The organism is Streptomyces lacrimifluminis (genome assembly GCF_014646095.1).
In the GTDB taxonomy this organism is placed as follows: domain Bacteria; phylum Actinomycetota; class Actinomycetes; order Streptomycetales; family Streptomycetaceae; genus Streptomyces; species Streptomyces lacrimifluminis.
In genome coordinates this window covers 272112-292212 of sequence record NZ_BMMU01000005.1, presented here as the reverse complement: position 1 = coordinate 292212, position 20101 = coordinate 272112, and the positions used below count along the sequence as shown (strand labels likewise).

Annotated in this window: 17 protein-coding genes and 1 pseudogene; 7 read left to right on the top strand and 11 right to left on the bottom strand. The window is 69.6% G+C overall.

The window, feature by feature from the left end:
- The 4 genes and pseudogenes from IEY89_RS40545 to IEY89_RS11240 all read right to left on the bottom strand — a co-directional run.
- A pseudogene (locus IEY89_RS40545) lies at positions 1 to 784 on the bottom strand (hypothetical protein); the annotation flags it as partial.
- A gap of 296 nt (positions 785 to 1080) precedes the next feature.
- Complete coding sequence (gene fomD, locus IEY89_RS11250; protein WP_189147184.1) at positions 1081 to 1773, bottom strand: cytidylyl-2-hydroxypropylphosphonate hydrolase; 693 nt, start codon at positions 1771 to 1773, stop codon at positions 1081 to 1083.
- Positions 1774 to 1846: 73 nt separating this feature from the next.
- The gene (locus IEY89_RS11245; protein ID WP_189147183.1) at positions 1847 to 3244 is read right to left on the bottom strand and encodes a class II fumarate hydratase; all 1398 of its coding nucleotides are present in this window, start codon (positions 3242 to 3244) and stop codon (positions 1847 to 1849) included.
- Between the two features lie 199 nt (positions 3245 to 3443).
- Complete coding sequence (locus IEY89_RS11240) at positions 3444 to 5111, bottom strand: fumarate hydratase (RefSeq protein ID WP_189147182.1); 1668 nt, start codon at positions 5109 to 5111, stop codon at positions 3444 to 3446.
- Between the two features lie 216 nt (positions 5112 to 5327).
- Here IEY89_RS11240 and IEY89_RS11235 point away from each other — a divergent pair, with 216 nt between their 5' ends.
- Together IEY89_RS11235 and IEY89_RS11230 are read left to right on the top strand one after the other, a co-directional pair.
- Positions 5328 to 6041 carry a DUF1707 SHOCT-like domain-containing protein gene (locus tag IEY89_RS11235; RefSeq protein WP_189147181.1) on the top strand — a complete coding sequence of 238 codons (714 nt, stop codon included), beginning with the start codon at positions 5328 to 5330 and terminating at the stop codon, positions 6039 to 6041.
- A 288-nt stretch (positions 6042 to 6329) separates the two neighbouring features.
- Positions 6330 to 6701, top strand: coding sequence for a WhiB family transcriptional regulator (locus IEY89_RS11230; RefSeq protein ID WP_189147180.1), 372 nt, complete (start codon positions 6330 to 6332; stop codon positions 6699 to 6701).
- Between the two features lie 209 nt (positions 6702 to 6910).
- Here IEY89_RS11230 and glpX read toward each other — a convergent pair whose 3' ends face one another.
- Positions 6911 to 7945, bottom strand: a complete 1035-nt coding sequence (gene glpX / locus IEY89_RS11225) for a class II fructose-bisphosphatase (RefSeq protein WP_189147179.1) — start codon at positions 7943 to 7945, stop codon at positions 6911 to 6913.
- Positions 7946 to 8072: 127 nt separating this feature from the next.
- On the opposite strand from glpX, the gene IEY89_RS11220 reads away from it, so the two are divergent.
- Positions 8073 to 8603, top strand: coding sequence for a DUF4245 domain-containing protein (locus IEY89_RS11220; protein ID WP_444545542.1), 531 nt, complete (start codon positions 8073 to 8075; stop codon positions 8601 to 8603).
- 107 nt (positions 8604 to 8710) lie between these two features.
- On the opposite strand, the gene IEY89_RS11215 is transcribed toward IEY89_RS11220, so the two are convergent.
- The 3 genes from IEY89_RS11215 to xseA form a co-directional block, all read right to left on the bottom strand.
- Positions 8711 to 9301: a malonic semialdehyde reductase gene (locus tag IEY89_RS11215; RefSeq protein WP_189147177.1), complete on the bottom strand. Its 591-nt coding sequence runs from the start codon at positions 9299 to 9301 to the stop codon at positions 8711 to 8713.
- A gap of 145 nt (positions 9302 to 9446) precedes the next feature.
- Complete coding sequence (locus IEY89_RS11210) at positions 9447 to 9686, bottom strand: exodeoxyribonuclease VII small subunit (protein ID WP_189147176.1); 240 nt, start codon at positions 9684 to 9686, stop codon at positions 9447 to 9449.
- Positions 9687 to 9695: 9 nt separating this feature from the next.
- The gene (gene xseA / locus IEY89_RS11205) at positions 9696 to 10904 is read right to left on the bottom strand and encodes an exodeoxyribonuclease VII large subunit (RefSeq protein WP_189147175.1); all 1209 of its coding nucleotides are present in this window, start codon (positions 10902 to 10904) and stop codon (positions 9696 to 9698) included.
- 173 nt (positions 10905 to 11077) lie between these two features.
- Between xseA and IEY89_RS11200 the strand changes: the two genes are divergently transcribed.
- On the top strand, positions 11078 to 12115 hold the full coding sequence (locus IEY89_RS11200) for a 4-hydroxy-3-methylbut-2-enyl diphosphate reductase (RefSeq protein WP_189147174.1): 1038 nt from the start codon (positions 11078 to 11080) through the stop codon (positions 12113 to 12115).
- Between the two features lie 29 nt (positions 12116 to 12144).
- Positions 12145 to 12891, top strand: a complete 747-nt coding sequence (ppgK, locus tag IEY89_RS11195; RefSeq protein WP_189147173.1) for a polyphosphate--glucose phosphotransferase — start codon at positions 12145 to 12147, stop codon at positions 12889 to 12891.
- Between the two features lie 66 nt (positions 12892 to 12957).
- Here ppgK and IEY89_RS11190 read toward each other — a convergent pair whose 3' ends face one another.
- Positions 12958 to 13530: a DUF6542 domain-containing protein gene (locus IEY89_RS11190; protein ID WP_229695151.1), complete on the bottom strand. Its 573-nt coding sequence runs from the start codon at positions 13528 to 13530 to the stop codon at positions 12958 to 12960.
- A 198-nt stretch (positions 13531 to 13728) separates the two neighbouring features.
- On the opposite strand from IEY89_RS11190, the gene ychF reads away from it, so the two are divergent.
- Positions 13729 to 14817 carry a redox-regulated ATPase YchF gene (ychF, locus tag IEY89_RS11185; RefSeq protein ID WP_189147172.1) on the top strand — a complete coding sequence of 363 codons (1089 nt, stop codon included), beginning with the start codon at positions 13729 to 13731 and terminating at the stop codon, positions 14815 to 14817.
- 175 nt (positions 14818 to 14992) lie between these two features.
- Here ychF and IEY89_RS11180 read toward each other — a convergent pair whose 3' ends face one another.
- Positions 14993 to 16024, bottom strand: a complete 1032-nt coding sequence (locus IEY89_RS11180) for a LacI family DNA-binding transcriptional regulator (protein WP_189147171.1) — start codon at positions 16022 to 16024, stop codon at positions 14993 to 14995.
- On the bottom strand, positions 16021 to 18426 hold the full coding sequence (locus IEY89_RS11175; protein WP_189147170.1) for a glycoside hydrolase family 2 protein: 2406 nt from the start codon (positions 18424 to 18426) through the stop codon (positions 16021 to 16023). Before IEY89_RS11175 ends, IEY89_RS11180 begins: the two co-directional genes overlap by 4 nt.
- A gap of 282 nt (positions 18427 to 18708) precedes the next feature.
- On the opposite strand from IEY89_RS11175, the gene IEY89_RS11170 reads away from it, so the two are divergent.
- The gene (locus tag IEY89_RS11170) at positions 18709 to 20031 is read left to right on the top strand and encodes an ABC transporter substrate-binding protein (protein WP_189147169.1); all 1323 of its coding nucleotides are present in this window, start codon (positions 18709 to 18711) and stop codon (positions 20029 to 20031) included.
- Positions 20032 to 20101: the final 70 nt, after the last annotated feature.

Here is a 20101-nt window from a genome sequence, read left to right as displayed (position 1 = left end):
GCCGCTCGTCACCGACCGGCAGCGGGTCGCGCAGATAGACGAGGATCGTGTCCGAGAACGTCGGCACGGTCGCCCGGCACAGCCCCATCACGATCTCGTCGAGGTCGATGCCCCGGGCGATACGCCGGGTGGCTGCCCCGACGAACCGCAGCCGGTCGCCGTCCCGCCGCATCGGCAGCGGAGTGCCGGCGGGGTTGCCCTGCCCGGAACGGCGTTCCTTGCCGGTGAGGGCGCTCACGGCCGGGTCGGCGCCGTCGGCGGGTCCGTTCGGGCTCGCGTGGTTCTCCGTGGCGTGGTGCTCCGTCGTGTGGTTCTCCGTGCCCGGGCGGGCCGTCTCGGCGCCCGGCTGGACCGGGATGCTGTCCGGCGCCGGACGCGGGCGGTGCGCGTCGGGCTCGGTCGAGGACGGCTGGTCGGGCTGCGAGTGCTCGGGCCCGGGCGCGGCCGGGGGACCGGCGGGGTTGGGGCCGGTGGAGCCGGACGTACCGGTACCAGTACTCGAGCTGGATGCCATCGCGCCTGTTCCCGCCTCTGTTCCCGCTGTTCCCGCGCCGTGCGCGGCTCTACCGGCGCCGCCGACGGTCTCGGGGCTCTCGGAGCCTGTCACGGAGCAGTCGGCGGCTTCCAGCCCGCCGGCGGCCCCTCCCTGCCCTGTCGTCTGCTTCGGCAGAGGCAGAGCCGCCGCCTCCGGGGAACGCAGAAGCGCCCCGCGGGTGTCCGCGGGGGTGTCCGGCCGGCCGGTGCCCGGCCGACTGCGCTCGTGCGAGGTGGGTTGCTCCGTCACGCGTGTCGAATCCATCCGTCCGGGGCTGCGCGTTGTACACGCAGTTGGTCCCGCCGACTTCCCGATACCCGGAATACGTGCCCCAGGAACGGAAAACCGGCGTGGTCAGAGGTTGTTCCTGGTGCACCGGCGAGCCGTGGTCGGCCCGGACCGGTGCTGCCCTCGTACCCCTCGCTCACGTCCTGCCGCCCCTCGGTGACGTATGGTCAGGCCCGGCGCGTTTTCCGGCAGTTACCGGTCGTGCGCCCTTGCGGAGGACGATCCTACGGTTGTGCACCGGGGGCGCATCAAGGGTCTCATGACGACATGTGCGCGGGCGTACGGTCCCAGTCCTCCGGCAGTGACGGTACAGCCCACGACGGATCCGGGCGCCAGTGCTGCCAGCCATCCGCGAACGGCGCACCCCAGGCCCGGATGACCTCCACCGCCGAACGCCCCGCTTCCCTTACCCGTTCGGCGAGTTGGGCGTCCATCAGCCCGGCCTGCTGGGCCTGCGCGAACTCGTCCTCGTCGCGCCATTCCCACGTCCGGTCGGGATTCACGGTGATGTCGAGAAAATGGTCCTCGGAGTCGACCCCGCCGGCCCAACGGACAAGCGGCTCCTCCAGGTTCACGTACCAGTTCTTGAACTGCCAGCCCGGTTCCCAGAAAAGCCACACCGACCAGGGCTCGGCGGGTCGCGCCAGCTTCAGCACCCCGGTGCCGAACCAGCGGTCGCGCTGGACGGTCCGGGGCTTGGTGTACCGCGACTCCAGCGGTTCCACGTGCACGGGCGTACCGTCGGCGAGCACGGGCTTGACGCACTCGGTGCCGGGGGCCATCCACACGGCGAGCACCTCGGGGTCGTCCCGTACGACGGTGACGGGACGCACGATGTGGAAGCGGTCCCCGGAGTTCTCGCGATAGCGCCACAGGATCTGACTCCCGGGGGACCAGTACGCCGCTGATCCGCCCGCTTCCACTCGTCTCAACGCTCCGTCGTCTGTCATGGAGAGATATTAGGTGCCCCGGGCATACGACGCTGCGGTGCGCGTCACCGTTCTCGCCAGTGGCCGGATGACGTTACGGGCGCGTCATCCGCAGGACATCCAACGCCGTGTCGAGCTGCTCGACGGTGAGATCACCGCGCTCCACGTACCCGGATTCCAGGACGACTTGGCGGATCGTCTTCTTCTCGGCGAGCGACTTCTTGGCCACCTTGGCCGCTTCCTCGTACCCGATGTACTTGTTGAGCGGCGTGACGACCGAGGGCGAGGACTCGGCGTACTCGCGCGCCCGCTCCCGATGGGCGACGATCCCGTCGACGGTCCGGTCGGCAAGCAGCCGCGAGACGTTGGCGAGCAGCCGAACGGACTCGAGAACGTTCTTGGCGATGACGGGCAGCATGACGTTGAGCTCGAAGTTCCCGGCGGCACCGGCGGTGGTGACGGTGACGTCATTGCCGATGACCTGCGCGGAGACCATCAGGACGGCCTCGGGGATCACGGGATTGACCTTGCCGGGCATGATGGACGACCCGGGCTGAAGATCGGGCAGGCTGATCTCGGCGAGCCCGGTCCGGGGCCCGGAGGCCATCCACCGCAGATCGTTCGCGATCTTGGTCAACCCGACGGCGATGGTCCGCAGCTGTCCGCTCGTCTCGACGATCCCGTCCCGCGCGCCCTGCGCCTCGAAGTGATCGCGAGCCTCGGTGAGGGGCAGCCCGGTAGTCCGGGCGACCTCCTCGATCACGGCGGCGGAGAACCCGGGCGGCGTGTTGATCCCGGTCCCGACGGCGGTACCGCCGAGCGGCAGCTCGGCCAGCCGGGGCAGGGAGGCACGCAGCCGCTCCACGCCGTACCGCACCTGGGCGGCGTACCCCCCGAACTCCTGTCCGAGCGTCACGGGCGTGGCGTCCATGAGATGCGTACGCCCCGACTTCACGACGTCGGCGAACTCCTCGGACTTGCGGGTGAGGGCGTCGGCGAGGTGGTCGAGGGCGGGGATCAGGTCGCGGGTGACGGCGGCGGTGGCGGCGATGTGGATGGAGGAGGGGAACACGTCGTTGGACGACTGCGAGGCGTTGACGTGATCATTGGGGTGTACGTCCTTCCCCAGCCGCTCACCGGCGAGACTGGCGATGACCTCGTTGGCGTTCATGTTGGACGAGGTACCGGAACCGGTCTGGAACACGTCGACCGGAAAGTGCTCGTCCCAGTCACCGGCGGCGACCTCGTCGGCGGCCTCCTGAATGGCGTCGGCGATGTCCTTGTCGACCACACCGAGCTGGGCGTTGACCTTCGCGGCGGCACCCTTGATCCGGGCGAGCGCCTCGATATGGGCGCGCTCGATACGCTGCCCGGAGACGGGGAAGTTCTCCACGGCACGCTGGGTCTGCGCCCGCCACTTGGCGTGCACGGGGACACGGACCTCGCCCATGGAGTCGTGTTCGGTGCGGTACTGCGGGTCGGGCGTCGTCATCGTCGTACCTCCGAAAGGAACAGCGCGGCTCTGGAGAGACGTATTCCCCCGGGGCATCCCAGCCCGTCCGGTGCTTGGAGGACGAGCGCCTTCAGCGCGGTCGGGGGTCTGGGGGCGGCGCCCCCAGGGATGGGACGGGTAGGGGCGGCGGGGGCGAAAGAAACAGGACGCCCACCCCCACCACGCCCCCCGACCCTCACTACGCCAGCCCCGGCCCCCGCACCGGAATCGACGTGAACGTGGGCGCCGGCGACGGATCCTTGAAGAAGTCGTTGCCCTTGTCGTCGACGACGATGAAGGCGGGGAAGTCCTCGACCTCGATCTTCCACACCGCCTCCATCCCGAGCTCCTCGTACTCGACGACCTCGACCTTCTTGATGCAGTCCTGGGCGAGGCGCGCGGCCGGTCCGCCGATCGAGCCGAGGTAGAAACCGCCGTGCGTGTCGCAGGCGTTGGTGACCTGCGCGGACCGGTTCCCCTTCGCCAGCATCACCTTGGACCCGCCCGCCGCCTGGAACTGCTCGACGTAGGAGTCCATGCGCCCGGCGGTGGTCGGCCCGAACGACCCGGACGCGTACCCCTCGGGCGTCTTCGCGGGCCCGGCGTAGTACACCGGGTGGTCCTTCAGGTACTGCGGCATCTCCTCGCCCGCGTCCAGCCGCTCCTTGATCTTGGCGTGCGCGATGTCACGCGCCACGACCAGCGGCCCGGAGAGCGAGAGCCGGGTCTTGACCGGGTACTTGGTCAGCTCGGCGAGGATGTCGTCCATCGGCTGGTTGAGGTCGATCCTGACCACGTCCGACGCCTCGTCGAGATGCTCGTCCGTCGTCTCCGGCAGGAACCGCGCCGGGTCGGTCTCCAGCTGCTCCAGGAAGACGCCCTCCGCCGTGATCTTCGCGACGGCCTGCCGGTCGGCGGAGCAGGACACGGCGATGGCGACGGGACACGAGGCGCCGTGCCTCGGCAGCCGCACCACGCGCACGTCGTGGCAGAAGTACTTGCCGCCGAACTGCGCCCCGATCCCGATCCTCTGTGTCAGCTCGAAGACCTTCTCCTCCAGCTCCTTGTCCCGGAAGCCGTGCCCGAGCGGCGAACCCTCGGCCGGGATCTCGTCCAGGTAGTGCGCGGAGGCGTACTTGGCGGTCTTGAGCGCGTACTCGGCACTCGTGCCGCCGACCACGATCGCCAGGTGGTACGGCGGGCAGGCGGCCGTGCCCAGCGAACGGATCTTCTCCTCCAGGAACTTCATCATGGAGGCCTCGTTCAGGACGGCCTTCGTCTCCTGGTAGAGGAACGACTTGTTGGCCGAGCCGCCGCCCTTGGCCATGAACAGGAACTTGTAGGCGCCCCCGTCGGTGGCGTACAGCTCGATCTGGGCCGGCAGGTTGGAGCCGGTGTTCTTCTCCTCCCACATGGTGAGCGGAGCCATCTGCGAGTAACGCAGGTTCAGGTTCAGATACGCGTCGTAGACGCCCTGGGACAGGGCCGCCTCGTCACCGCCCGACGTGAGGACGTTCTGCCCGCGCTTGCCCATGACGATCGCCGTGCCGGTGTCCTGGCACATGGGCAGTACGCCCGCCGCCGCGATGTTGGCGTTCTTCAGCAGGTCGAGTGCCACGAACTTGTCGTTGGCCGACGCCTCGGGGTCGTCGATGATCCGCCGCAGCTGCGCCAGGTGGGCCGGCCGCAGATAGTGCTGGATGTCGTGGATCGCCTCCGCGGCGAGCTTGCGCAGCGCCTCCGGTTCGACCTTGAGGAACGTGCGCCCGTCGGCCTCGAAGGTGGAGACACCCTCGGAGGTCACCAGCCGGTACGGGGTGGTGTCCTCTCCCATGGGGAGCAGATCGGTGTACGCGAACTCAGGCATCTCGCCCATTCCTCACTCGACGAAGACAGCGGCCTGCCTTCATCGGCGGGCGCCCACCAGCGTATGACCTGCCGGCGAGGAGGAGCTTGTTAGGTAAGACTCAGTTGAGAGGGGGGCGGCTCGAACGAGGTGGTCCGGTCATCCGTTCCCCGTGGCTGTCCACAGGTCCGTCCACACCCCTAGTCGCGATCTATCGCGTTTGGGTACGCTGCTTCCGTGGACCTTCAGAAGCACACCGCAGCACGCGCCTCCGAACTCCGACCCTCGGAACTCCGCGCCTCGGACGCCGACCGCGACCGCGTCGCGGACCTCCTGCGCGAGGCGCTGGCCGAGGGCCGCCTCACGCCCGACGAGCACTCCGAGCGCGTCGAGGGGGTGCTGAGCGCCAAGACGGTCGGCGAACTGGAGGTCTTCGTACGGGACCTGCCCGCCGGTCAGGGGTCCCACGCGTCCCGGTCCGCGGCGTGGGGATACGCTCCCGCGCCCAACCGCCCGACCCCGGGGGCGATCCCGCTCGACCCCGACGACAACGTGGTGGCGGTCTTCAGCGCCGCCGTCCGCAAGGGTCGCTGGCGCGCGGGCCGCCGTATGCACGCGTACGCGATCTTCGGCAGTGTGGAGATCGACCTCAGCGAGGCGATATTCGAGTACCAGCAGGTCGTGATCAAGGCGATCGCGGTGTTCGGCACCGTCGAGATCCGCGTCCCGGAGAACGTCTCGATGCGCGGCACCGGTGGCGGAGTGCTCGGCAACTTCGAGGTGCGGACGCTGGATTCGGGCGATCCCGACGCGCCCGTGGTCTATGTGGACGGGCTGGCCATACTCGGCAATGTCGAGGCGAAACCCAAGCGGGGCAAGGTGATCGGGGACATTCTCAACCTTGTCTCCCGCAAGGTCGACAGGAGTTTGCGCAAGCACCTGGACCGTTGACGGTTGTGAATTCGGTCGCACCCGAAACGATTCGGTCAGGTCACGACGGATCGACAATGCCCTGGAACCTCAGCGGTTGGGAACTCAGTGCATAGGCGCGCGCACAGCGGGTAGGGCTTGCTGCATCGTCTCTTGGAGGGTGCCGTGGGCTTCACGCGGAACCCGGTACGCCCGGTAAGCGCGCGCCTTGCGATCGCACGCCCCGGACGCTCCGGACCCGTCGCCCCGGTCCACATGGGTCCCACGGCTCCCTCCAGCTCGCGAAGAAGCCGTCGTCAGGAGTAGGCCGTGCTGCAACCGCCGCATTCGTCCCTGCAGGTCGCCGCCGTTCCGCCCCAGCGGGTGCCGGTGCGAGAGAGGGACCAGGACGCCCCATGGCACACCGAGGCGGTGTGCCGGCGCGACGAGGCGGGCCTCTTCTTCGCCCCTTCGAAGGAACCGACCGCGGCCCGGCTCTCCCGGGAGCAGGCGGCCAAGCGGGTGTGCGGCGGCTGTCCGGTCATGGTCGAGTGCCGTGAACACGCGCTGCTGCAGCCCGAGCCGTACGGCGTCTGGGGCGGCCTCACCGCCGCCGAACGCCGCGTGGTCCTGGCCAGGCGCCGCCGCCGCGACATGGAACTCAAGAAGGCCGCCCACGGCACGATAGCGGCGGCGGGCTGACCCGGTCCGGTCACGCCGGTCATGGAAAAGGACGCCCTCTCCGCACAGAGGGCGCCCCCTTCTCATGCATGGGCTTGAGCATGGGGATACAGGCGCGAGATTGCAGGAGGGTGCTCGCCGACGCCGCGCCCTGCAGGGGCGCGGGGAACTGCGCGACAAGCCACAACGCACCCGCACCCACCCACAACCCGAAGTCCCCCGCACCGGAGTTACTTGGCGCGATCGAAGTCAATCGCGCTGTAAGCCCTCAGCTTGCTGAGCCTGTGCTCGGACGAGATCTGCCGAACCGTCCCCGACTTCGACCGCATCACGATCGACTCCGTCGTCGCCGTCTCCGACCGATAGCGAACCCCGCGCAGCAGCTCACCGTCGGTGATCCCGGTCGCGACGAAGAACACGTTCTCCCCGGAGACCAGGTCGTCGGTCGTGAGCACACGGTCGAGGTCGTGCCCCGCGTCCACCGCCCGCTGCCGCTCCTCGTCGTCCTTCGGCCACAGCTTGCCCTGGATGGTGCCGCCGAGGCACTTCACGGCACAGGCCGAGATGATGCCCTCGGGCGTACCGCCGATGCCCAGCAGCAGATCGACGCCGGTGCCCTCGCGCAGGGCGAGGATCGAACCGGCGACATCGCCGTCGGAGATCAGCTTCATGCGGGCGCCGGTCTCCCGGATCTCCTGGATGATGCCCACGTGGCGCGGCCGGTCGAGGATGACGACGGTGACGTCCTCGGGTGTGACCCGCTTCGCCTTGGCGACCCGGCGGATGTTCACGGAGACGGGCGCGTTGATGTCGACGAAGTCGGCGGCGTCCGGCCCGGTGACCAGCTTGTCCATGTAGAAGACGGCGGACGGGTCGAACATCGACCCGCGGTCGGCCGCCGCGAGGACGGCGATGGCGTTGGTCATGCCGTTGGCGGTGAGGGTCGTACCGTCGATCGGGTCGACGGCGATGTCGCACTCGGGCCCGGTCCCGTCGCCGACGCGCTCCCCGTTGAAGAGCATGGGCGCCTCGTCCTTCTCGCCCTCACCGATGACGACGACGCCGTTCATCGAGACGGTCGAGACGAGGGTCCGCATGGCGCGCACCGCGGCACCATCGGCGCCGTTCTTGTCACCGCGGCCGACCCAGCGGCCCGCGGCCATCGCGGCGGCCTCGGTCACCCGGACGAGTTCCAGGGCGAGGTTGCGGTCGGGAGCTTCGGAGGGGACTTCGAGTTCGGACGGCAGCTGATGATGCTCGGTCATCGAGACGCACCTTTCTGATACGACGACGGCCGGATGAGGGTGTTGGCCCGACTCTATCGTTAGGCAGACAAAATGAGCAGGGGGCCCCACGGATGAGCGGACCGGTGTACCTGCGACGATGGGGAGCGTGGCAGGTTCGAACGGCAAGAACGGCAAGCAGAAGACGGCCCGGGACATGATCCTGTCCCTGGGCCTCATCAGTCTCGCGGCGGGAGTGATCTATCTCTTCATCCCGCACGACGACTCCGCTCCCGACCTCAAACGGGTCGACTACCGCGTCGAGTTGCTGACGGCTCGCCGCGCCGCGAGCTACCCGGTGGCGGCGCCCCAGGGCCTGACGGCCGACTGGAAGGCGACGTCGGTGCGTTTCTCCGGAGAGAACTTCAACAGGTGGCACCTCGGCTTCCATGACTCCGAGGGTGAATACGTGGCGGTGGAGCAGTCCGCTCAGAAGCCGTCCGTCTTCATCGACGACGCCACCCAGGGCGCCCGGGAGACGAAGGTCACCCAGCGCATAGGGGATGCGACGTGGACGCGGTACGAGGGCGACAGGTACGACGCGCTGGTGCTGCGCGAGAAGGGTTCCACGACGGTGGTGGCGGGCACCGCGCCGTTCGACCGCCTGACGAAGATGGCCCAGGCGCTGAGGACGACGTAGGGACGAAGCCCGGCAAGGCATGACCGAGGCCCCCGGCACGAGCCGGGGGCCTCGGTCATGAACGCGTCGCTGTACCGCGCTGTCTCGGTACCTCGGACGGTGGTACCTCAGACGCTGGTGATGACGTCGTCGTACGCCAGACGCGGGGAGCGCGGGTACCAGGCGTCGGCGCCCGGCTTGCCGATGTTGACGACCATCAGCGGGGTGTGGTCGCCGTCCAGGAACTCCTTCTGGACGCCCGCGAAGTCGAAACCGGTCATCGGACCGGCGGCGAGGCCGGCGGCACGCACGCCGATGATGAAGTACGCGGCCTGCAGAGCGGCGTTCATACCGGCGGCACCCTCACGGGCGGAACGCTCGGCGAAGAAGAGGTCCTTGGCCTGGGGGAAGGCGGGGAACAGGGCAGGCAGCTCCTCGTGGAACTCGTTGTCCGCGGAGAGGATCGCGACCAGCGGCGCCGTGGCGGTCTTCGCCTGGTTGCCCTCGGCCATGTGCTGCACGAGGCGCTCGCGGGCCTCGGCGGAGCGGACCAGGGTGATGCGCAGCGGCGTCTGGTTGAAGGCGGTGGGGCCGTACTTGACCAGGTCGTAGATCGCCTGCAGCTGCTCGTCCGACACCGGCTCGTCGGTGAAGGTGTTCGCGGTGCGGGCCTCGCGGAACAGCAGGTCCTGGGCGGCGGGGTCAAGAACGAGGGACATGGCAAACCTTCTGTAGACGTGCGTCGGATCCGGCGGGGGATCGGCTGACGACATCAACAGTACAAAGTGGAAGTTCAAGGTTCAACAAAAGACGGCGAATGGTGATCCGCTTCACAGGAAACGAGGGGTCGGGACCGCCGCCGGATCAGCCGGAGCCGTCCTCGTCGCTCCCCGTCTCGGACTGCTCCTCGGCCAGGGCCGCGTCGAGCCGCTTGCGGGCGCCCTCCAGCCACTGCCGGCACACCTTGGCCAGCTCCTCGCCGCGCTCCCAGAGGGCGAGGGACTCCTCCAGCGTCGTCCCGCCCACCTCCAGCCGCCGTACGACGTCGATCAGCTCGTCCCGCGCCTGCTCATAGCCGAGCGCCTCACTCACGTTGCTGGTCATGCGCCCACCCTAGACATCGACTCGGACAGTGAACTCACCCTCGGCGACCCGCGCCCGCAGCGCCTCGTCGGCCGCCACCTCGCCCGGATCCCGGACCACGTGCCCGTCGGCCCGCTGCAGCACCGCGTACCCGCGCCGCAGGGTCGCGGCGGGGGAGAGGCCCACCACGCGCGCGTGGGTGTGGGACAGCTCGGAGTCGGCGCGGTCGAGGAGATGGCCGAGGGTGCGCCGGGCCCGTTCGACGAGGGAGACGACATGGTCGGCCCGCTCGTCGATCATCCGATGCGGATCCTCCATGGAAGGCCGGGCGAGGGCGTGCGCCAGGCCGCGCTCCTCCCGCTCGACGAAGGCGTGGACGGACCGCCGGGCCCGGTCGAGCAGCAGCCGCACCCGCTCGTACTCCTCGCCCACATCCGGTACGACCTTCTTGGCGGCGTCGGTGGGAGTGGAGGCCCGCAGATCCGCCACGTAGTCGAGCAGCGGACGGTCGGGCTCGTGCCCGATGGCGGAGACGACGGGCGTACGACAGGCGGCGACCGCCCGCACGAGCTGCTCGTCGGAGAAGGGCAGCAGGTCCTCCACGCTCCCGCCGCCCCGGGCCACCACGATCACATCCACGTCGTCGAGGTCGTCCAGCTCCTGCACGGCCTGGACCACCTGCGGTACGGCGTGCACGCCCTGTACGGCGACGTTGCGCACCTCGAAGCGGACGGCGGGCCAGCGGCGACGGGCGTTCTCCAGGACGTCCCGCTCAGCGGCGGATGCCCGCCCGCACACGAGCCCGATGAGGTGAGGCAGAAAGGGCAGCGCCTTCTTCCGCTCGGCGGCGAACAGCCCCTCGTTGCCCAGGGCCTTCTTCAACTGCTCCAGCCGGGCGAGCAGTTCCCCGACGCCGACGGGCCGTATCTCCGTGGCCCGCAGCGACAACTGCCCCCGGGGCGCGTACCACTCGGGCTTGGCGAGCACGACGACCCGGGCACCCTCGCTCACCACATCGGCGACGGTGTCGAACACCTGGCGGTAGCAGGTGACGGCGATGGAGATGTCGTGCGAGGGATCACGCAACGTCAGAAACACCACGCCGGCGCCGGGCCGCCGCGACAACTGGGTGATCTGCCCCTCGACCCACACGGCACCGAGCCGGTCGACCCACCCCCCGATGAGCCGCGACACCTCACCGACAGGCAGCGGAGCGTCAGCGGACGTATTGAGACCCATGCACCGAGACTATCGGCGACCACTGACATCGCCGGGCAGGCTCCTTCCTTTCAGCGTGGGCCCGCCCCGTCAGCCCGTCCGGCGATTGAGGACGAACGCGTCCAGCGCGAAAGGGGGTCTGGGGGCGCAGCCCCCGGGTGCGCGATCGTCGCCGCGCGGAGCGCGGCCTTACGATGGTTCACATGACCGCTTCGCCTGGCCGCCGTGTCCTGCTCGCCGCCCCCCGGGGCTACTGCGCGGGCGTGGACCGCGCCGTGATCGCCGTCGAGAAGGCCCTCGAACAGTACGGGGCCCCCATCTACGTCCGGCACGAGATCGTGCACAACAAATACGTCGTACAGACCCTGGAGAAGAAGGGCGCGATCTTCGTCGAGCGCACCGCGGAGGTCCCCGAGGGGTCCATCGTCATGTTCTCCGCCCACGGCGTCGCCCCGGTCGTCCACGACGAGGCCGCCGCCGGCAAGCTCGCGACCATCGACGCGACCTGCCCCCTCGTCACCAAGGTCCACAAGGAAGCCGTCCGCTTCGCGGGCGAGGACTACGACATCCTCCTGATCGGTCACGAGGGCCACGAGGAGGTCATCGGCACCTCCGGCGAGGCTCCGGACCACATCACGCTGGTCGACGGCCCGAAGGACGTCGCCAAGGTCGAGGTCCGCGATCCGTCCAGGGTCGTCTGGCTGTCGCAGACCACTCTCTCCGTGGACGAGACGATGGAGACCGTCGACGCACTCAAGGAGAAGTTCCCGCAGCTGATCTCCCCGCCCAGCGACGACATCTGCTACGCCACCCAGAACCGTCAGCTCGCGGTGAAGCAGATGGGCGAGGAGGCGGAGCTGGTGATCGTCGTCGGCTCCAAGAACTCGTCGAACTCGGTCCGGCTGGTCGAGGTCGCGAAGCTCGCCGGCTCCCGCGCGGCGTACCTCGTGGACTTCGCCGACGAGATCGACGAGGCGTGGCTGGACGGCGTCTCCACGGTCGGTGTCACCTCGGGCGCGTCGGTCCCGGAGATCCTGGTCGAGCAGGTGTTGGAGTGGCTGTCGCAGCGCGGCTTCGAGGACGTGGAGCTCGTCAAGGCGGCCGAGGAGTCCATCACGTTCTCGCTGCCGAAGGAGCTGCGCCGCGACCTGCGGGCGGAGGCGGCGGAGCTGGTGGCCCAGCGCACGGGCACCACCGTCCCCGAGGCCGCTGTACCCCCCTCGGGCGAGTGACTGTCCGTCCTACGCCGTAACGTAGAGCCATGCACATCTTTGGCGTGGACATCGGTGGGTCAGGGATCAAGGGCGCCCCTGTGGACCTGGACAAGGGCGACCTCGCGGAGGAGCGCCACAAGGTGCTGACCCCGCACCCCGCCACCCCCGACGCGGTGGCTGACGGCGTGAAGGAGGTCGTCGACCACTTCGGCTGGACGGGCCCGGTCGGCATCACCTTCCCGGGCGTGGTCACCGGCGGAGCGATGATCCGCACGGCGGCGAACGTCGACAAGGACTGGATCGACAAGGACGCGCGCGCGTTGCTGAGCGACCGGCTGGGCGGTCTCCCGGTGACGGTGGTGAACGACGCGGACGCGGCGGGCGTCGCCGAGATGCAGTTCGGCGCCGGCCGCGACCGCAGGGGCACGGTCGCCCTCCTCACCTTCGGCACGGGCATCGGCAGCGCCCTCTTCGTCGAGGGCGTCCTGGTCCCGAACACGGAACTGGGCCACCTGGAGCTGGACGGCCACGACGCGGAGACCCGGGCGTCGACCAAGGCCAAGGACGACAACGAGCTGACGTGGGAGCACTGGGCGCACCGCGTCCAGAAGTACCTGGCCCATGTGGAGATGCTGTTCTCCCCCGAGCTGTTCATCATCGGCGGCGGCGTCAGCCGCAAGTCCCAGAAGTTCCTGCCGCTGATCGAGGGCATCAAGGCGGAGATCGTCCCGGCACAGCTGCAGAACAACGCGGGGATCGTGGGCGCGGCGATGCGGGCGTCCAAGGAGGCGTGACCGGGCGGGCGGACACGGGACGGCCGGCCAGGGGAAACCAGGCAGGACGAGCACGAGCCCGGTGCCTCACGCGGGCATACGGGTCCGTCCCTGCCGCCGGTCGTTCATCAGACGCACCTTCCGCACGGTCGCGATGACGCCCGCGACGAGCGTCCCCCCGTACAGCCACCCGGCCTCGGTGGCGAGCGCGGTGACGATGCCCATCAGGTGGGAGAAGACCCGGCCTTCACCGTCGGCCACGGGCAGCAGGCCCACGGTGAAGGCGATGGGGACGACGACGGGCGCCGTCACCAGGTCCGCGCCCCGCACCCAGGCGGCGGTCAGCACGCACACGGGCAGGAACAGCACCCCGTACACCGTCAGGGACGCCCCGAACAGCAACTGGTCGAGACACCCGAGTGCGAACATCACCGCGGCGCAGAACAGCCCGCCGCCGAGGCCGGTGAGCCGGGGGTTGGGCATCCGCCGCAGCGCCTGTACGAACGGCGGGGCGGACCGCCGACCGGTGGCCGGGGGGCGCCGGGATCCGGTCGCCGCCCGCCCTGCGGGACGGCCGCCGCGCGGGTCCGGCGAGGCGCCGCGGCCGGGCCGGGCGGGGCCGGAGTGCGGGGGACGGTGTCGGATCCTGTGTTGCTCCACTGGACCAACCTAGGTCGGCCCGTGCGCGGAACAGCCCCTCAGACACGCCGAATACACGCCGAACAAGCGCCCATGACACGCCGACGGACCGACCTTGGCCAAGCGTTCGATACGCCGCCGGGCGGGGGTTTCGGCAGCCCGTAGACTGAGGGATCGTCTCCACCCTCCTCACCCTCCTCTCGTACGGGAAGTCGCAACGTGTCGCTCACGATCGGAATCGTCGGTCTGCCGAATGTCGGCAAGTCGACCATGTTCAACGCCCTGACCAAGAACGACGTGCTGGCGGCCAACTACCCGTTCGCCACGATCGAGCCGAACGTCGGCGTGGTCGGTGTCCCGGACGCGCGCCTGGCGAAGCTGGCCGAGATCTTCGGCTCGCAGAAGATCCTTCCGGCGACCGTCGACTTCGTCGACATCGCGGGCATCGTGAAGGGCGCCTCGGAGGGAGAGGGGCTGGGCAACAAGTTCCTCGCGAACATCCGTGAGTCCGACGCGATCTGCCAGGTCATCCGCGCGTTCCACGACGAGAACGTCGTGCACGTCGACGGCAAGGTCTCGCCGAAGGACGACATCGAGACGATCAACACCGAGCTGATCCTCGCGGACCTCCAGACGATCGAGAAGGTCCTGCCGCGCCTCCAGCGGGAGTCGCGCATCAAGAAGGACATCGGGCCGAAGGTCGCCGCCGTCGAGGCGGCGAAGGAGATCCTGGAGAAGGGCGACACCCTGTTCTCCGCGGGCATCGTCCAGGGCTCCGGCAACGAGGAACTCCTCCACGACCTGCACCTCCTCACCACCAAGCCCTTCCTGTACGTCTTCAACGTCGACGAGGACGAACTGGTCGACGAGGCCTTCAAGACCGAGCAGCGCGCCCTGGTCGCCCCCGCCGAGGCGATCTTCCTCAACGCCAAGCTGGAGGCGGACCTCGCCGAGCTCGACGAGGAGGAGGCGATGGAGCTCCTGGAGTCGGTGGGCGTCGAGGAGCCGGGCATGGCGACCCTGGCCCGCGTCGGCTTCGACACCCTGGGCCTGCAGACCTATCTGACGGCCGGCCCCAAGGAATCCCGCGCCTGGACCATCAAGAAGGGCGCCACCGCCCCCGAGGCCGCCGGAGTCATCCACACCGACTTCCAGAAGGGCTTCATCAAGGCGGAGGTCATCTCCTTCGAGGACCTGGTGGAGATGGGTTCGGTGGCCGAGGCCCGCGCCAAGGGCAAGGCCCGTATGGAGGGCAAGGAGTATGTGATGCAGGACGGGGACGTGGTGGAGTTCAGGTTCAACGTGTAGTCAGCTATGCAGGTCGGAAGGGGTCGGACTCTGTCGAGTCCGACCCCTTCCGTACTCCCGTGCTGACTTGGTGCCGACCTCGGGCGTGACCGGAGAGGGCTGTCCATGCGGTTCGGGTGAGTGTGAAGCCGGTGACCGTGGCCGGCGGTGGCCTCCTGGTGGCGGATCCCCGGTCCTACGCCAGCGGTGGTGCCGTCGATCCGCGCGGGGTGAGGGAGGGCGTGGCGACCTGGTGGGACGCCGGGTTCTCGTCGTCGATGACCGCGAAGAGGGTTCGGGCGACGTCCGCGCCGAAGCCGTGCACGTCGTGGCTCATCGCGGACAGCGGGGGGTGGGTCAGCCGGCACAGCTGGGAGTCGTCCCAGGCGAGCAGGGAGAGGTCGCGCGGCACCGAGAGGCCCAGTTCCGCGGCGACGGCGTTGCCGGCGACGGCCATGATGTCGTTGTCGTAGAGGATGGCCGTCGGCCGATCGGCCATCAGGAGCAGTGAGCGGGTGGCGCGGGCGCCTTCCTCGCCCTCGTAACCCGTGGTGACCTGGAGGTCGTCGGCGATGCCCAGGGCCCGCGTGGCCTCGACGAACGCCTTCGCGCGGATGGCGCTGTGGCCGAGCCCGGCGGGCCCGCCGACCCGGGCGATGCGGCGGTGGCCGAGGGCCGCCAGATACCGTACGGCCTCGGTGGCGGCTGTGGCGTCGTCCGTCCACACCGAGGTGAAGCCGCCGGTCAGCGACGGGTGGCCGACCGCCACCGCCGGGAGGCCGACGGCCCGCAGCGCGGGTACGCGGGGGTCGTTCTCGCGGAGGTCGACCAGGATCGATCCGCCGATCTGCTGGCCCTGCCACCACCGCTGCTGGAGTGCGATCTCCTCGTCCACGTCCCGCACCAGGTGCAGCAGGAGCGAGCAGGACCGCTCGGCGAGCACGCTCTCGACCCCGGAGATGAACTCCATGTAGAAGGGTTCCAGGCCGAGCAGCCGGGCAGGCCGGCAGATCGCGAGGCCGATGGTGTCCACCTTGGCGCCGGACGACAGGCTGCGGGCCCGGACGTTGGGCGACCAGCCCAGCTCACGGGCCGCCTGGAAGATGCGGTCCCGGGTCGTGTCGGAGACTCCGGGCCTGCCGTTGAAGGCGAGGGACACCGCTCCCTTCGACACGCCGGCCCGGGCCGCGACGTCCTTGATGGTGACGCGTTGGGTGGGTGCGCTCACGCCGGGTCCACGCAGAAGATCGCCGAGCGGGCACCGTCGACGCTGGGTTCGGACCAGCCCGAGACCCTGATACGGACCCGCTCGCCGCGGAGCAGGGTGACCAGACCCGTGTCGGCCACCGCCTCCGGGGAGAGGCGGTCGGGCTGCAGAAGGAGATCGCGTACCAGGGTGCGTGCTGTGACCACGACGTCGACTGTAGCGTCCGCCCCGGAATCGCCCACCTCCTCCACCTGTACGTCGAACAGCGGCTTCGGGTAGGCGAAATCGCGGTCCGGGACGGCGAAGTGCAGCGCGCGCAGGCCGTCGGCGTCCGCCACCAGGAACTCCTTGACGCCCTCCGCGCCCAGCGCGAGCTCCTCGGGGAGGGGAAGGCGTACCGCGCCGCGCGCGTCCACGTCGGCCCCGAGCGACGCCTCGGCGACGACCGCGCCGTCGGCGGTCATCCGGCGCACGGTGACCCGGGCCGCCCAGGGCGCGGCCGACTGGTTGGCCAGGGCCAGCACCACACCGTCCGGGGCGGGCTGGAGGGTGAGCAACCGGTCCGCGTAGACGCGGCGCAGCTCGTGGTAGAGCGGCTTGAGCCGGCCGTCCCCGTCGATGGCCGCCCAGGAGCTGACCGGCCAGCAGTCGTTCAGCTGCCATACGACGGTGCCCGCGCAGACCGGCCAGTGGGAGCGCCAGTGCTCGATCCCGGCGGCGACGGCCCGGGCCTGGACCACCTGCGTCAGGTAGTGCCAGCGGTCGAAGTCGCCCTCGGGGACGGCGAAATGGCGGGCGACCCCGCGGTCGAGCTTGCCGTTTCCGTCCTCGGCCTTCTGGTGGTGGAGCATGCCGGGCGAGTCGGGGGCGAGGTTCTCGCCGGGCAGCGCGCGGCGCAGGGTGGCCAGCGCGGGCGGCGCCTGCCAGCCGAACTCGGCGACGAACCGGGGCACGCTGTCGCGGTACTCGGCGAAGTCCCGGCGGTTCCACACCTCCCAGGAGTGATGGGTGCCGTGTGCCGGGTCATTGGGGTGGTGGTCCCAGGAACCGGACCAGGGGCTGCCCGCCGTGTACGGCCGGGTGGGGTCCAACTCGGCGACGACACGCGGCAGCAGGCCCAGGTAGTACCCCTCGCCCCAGGAGTCACCGGCGAGTTCGGACTCCCAGCCCCAGTCCCGGAAGCCCCAGAGGTTCTCGTTGTTGCCGTTCCACAGCACGAGCGAGGGATGCGGCATCAGGCGTACGACGTTCTCCCGCGCCTCGGCCTCCACCTCGCCGCGCAGCGGCTGCTCCTCGGGGTAGGCGGAGCAGGCGAACAGGAAGTCCTGCCAGACCATCAGCCCGAGTTCGTCGCACACGTCGTAGAAGGCGTCGTCCTCGTAGATGCCGCCGCCCCAGACGCGGACGAGGTCGATGTTCGCCGCGACGGCCTGGGTGAGGCGGTGGCGGTAGCGCTCCGGGGTGACGCGGGAGGGCAGGACGTCGTCGGGGATCCAGTTGACGCCCCGGGCGAAGAGGCGCACTCCGTTGACGACGAGGGTGAAGCCGGTGCCGTGTTCGTCGGCCGTGCGGTCCAGTTCGACCGTGCGGAAGCCGATGCGGCGATGCCAGGTGTCGAGCGGGGTGGTGCCGTCGGCGAGGGTGACCGTCAGGTCGTACAGCGGCTGTTCGCCGTGACCGCGCGGCCACCACAGCTCCGGCTCGGAGACGTCCAGGGTGACGGTCGCCTCGGTGCCCTCGAAGGTGATCTCGGTGTCGACGCCGGCCACCGAGGCCCGCGCGGTCAGGGGGCGTCCCTGGCCGGTGGCGGTGCGCTCCAGCGTGAGGTGCGCCTCCACCCGGCCGTGCGTCCCGGTGACCGTGACCAGGGGCCGGACCCGGGCGATCCGGGCGGTCGACCAGTGCTCCAGCCGGGTGGGCCGCCAGATCCCGGCGGTGACGACGGTGGGGCCCCAGTCCCAGCCGAAGCTGCACGCCATCTTGCGGATGTACTGGGACGGTTCGGGATAGACGTTGGGCCGGTCACCGACCGCCGCGCGTACCGCCTCCGCCTCCGCGCGGGCCGGGTCGAAGCGCACCAGGAGCTCTTCGGCGCGGCCGGTGACGTCGAAGCGGTGGGTGCGGTGCATGTTGCGGGTCCGGCCGAGCACCTCCCCGCCGAGGGTGATCTCGGCCGCGGTGTCGAGGCCGTCGAAGACCAGGTCAGTGCGCTCGTGGGCGGTCTGGGCCGTGAGCCGGGCGGTGTACGTCCAGGCCCGGTCGCCGACCCAGGCCACGTCGTGCTCGTTGGTGCCGAGGAAAGGATCCGGAATGAGCCCCGCGGCCAGCAGATCGGTGTGTACACAGCCCGGTACCCGGGCAGGCAGCACCGCGTCCTCATGGCGCAGCCCCCACCCGTCGCTGAGCAGGGTGACGTCCTTCATATGGGGTTCCCCTCACGAGACGCAAGGTTGGTTCTGGTAACGGCGCCCGCCAACCTAGCTGCCCAGATCCATGGTGTCCATAAACCGGTCTAGCCCAACTCGGATGCCCTATTTATTTGGTTTTTCTTGCCTTTATCCAGCGAAGAACGCCATTCGCGGACTCCTCGCATAACGATTGCGTATCGCGATAGGAAGAGGAGCTTTACCGGTTCAATTTCTCGGTGCCATAGTGCCGACAGCCCAAAGGCGGGCAGAGCCGCAACCTGTAAGGAGCTGGGGCACATGGGGAGGAAGACGTTTGCCGTCGCCGCACTGATCGCCGTCACCGCGCTCACCGCGACGGCCTGCACGGGGGCGGCGGCGCCGAAGGGCGAGGCCGCTGCCGCGGCGACGGACCCGGGCGGTGTGTCCGGCACCATCACCGTCCTGACGCACCGCACGGACCTGGTGCAGAACGGCACGATGAAAAAGTACGCAGCCGAGTTCAACAGGATCTACCCCAAGGTGACGGTGAAATTCGAGGCCATCACCGACTACGAGGGTGAGGTCAAGATCCGCATGAACACCGAGAACTACGGTGACGTGCTGATGATCCCGAACGCCGTCGCCAAGAAGGACTACCCCTCGTTCTTCGCCTCGCTCGGCAGCGCCGCCGCGCTGAGCGGGAAGTACCGCTTCACCGGCAACACGGACGTCGCCGGCAAGGTGTACGGCCTCGCCACCGTGGGCAACGCCAACGGGTTCGTCTACAACAAGGCGGTGTGGAAGAAGGCCGGCGTCACCGCCTGGCCCACCAGCCCGCAGGAGTTCCTTGACGGCCTCAAGGCCGTCAAGGCCAGGACCGGCGCGGTGCCGTACTACACGAACTTCAAGGACCAGTGGCCGCTGACCGCCGGCACCGCGGGCATCGGCTCGGTCAGCTGCGACGCGCAGGCCAACGACAAGCTGGCGACCTCCGCCGCCCCCTGGGCCGAGGGCAGCGACCTGAACGTCATCGACACCCTGCTCTACGACACCGTGCACGAGAAGCTCTCCGAGAAGGACCCCACCACGACCAACTGGGAGACCTCCAAGGGGCTGATCGCCCGCGGCGAGATCGCCACCATGCAGCTCGGCTCCTGGGCCATCAGCCAGATGCAGGCAGCGGCCAAGACGGCCGGGAAGAACCCCGACGACATCGGGTTCATGCCGTTCCCCGCGCAGAAGGACGGCAAGTTCTGCGCGATCCTCTCGCCCGACTACCAGCAGGCGGTGAGCATCCACTCCGAGCACAAGGACGCCGCGCGCGGGTGGATCGACTGGTTCACCGAGAAGTCCGGCTTCGCGCAGAACGAGGGCTCGGTCCCGACGGCCAGGTCGGGCGCCCTGCCCGCCACCCTGAAGCCCTTCGAGGACAACGGTGTCACGCTCCTCGAACGGTCCGAGGCAAAGAGCGCCCAGGTCAACGCCATTGACAACGCCGCCGAGATCGGCCTGGCCAAGCCCGACTACCGGCAGAAGCTGGTCGACATGGCGCGCGGCGTCCAGAGCGGCAGCCTGGAGGACTACTTCGCCGACCTCGACAAGCGGTGGAGCGAGGCGGCGAAGGAGACCGCGGGCTCCTGACGGAGAGCGGCGCACGGGCCCGGGGACGGCACTCCCCGGGCCGGGCCCAGCCCGCCGACCGCGTCCGCGG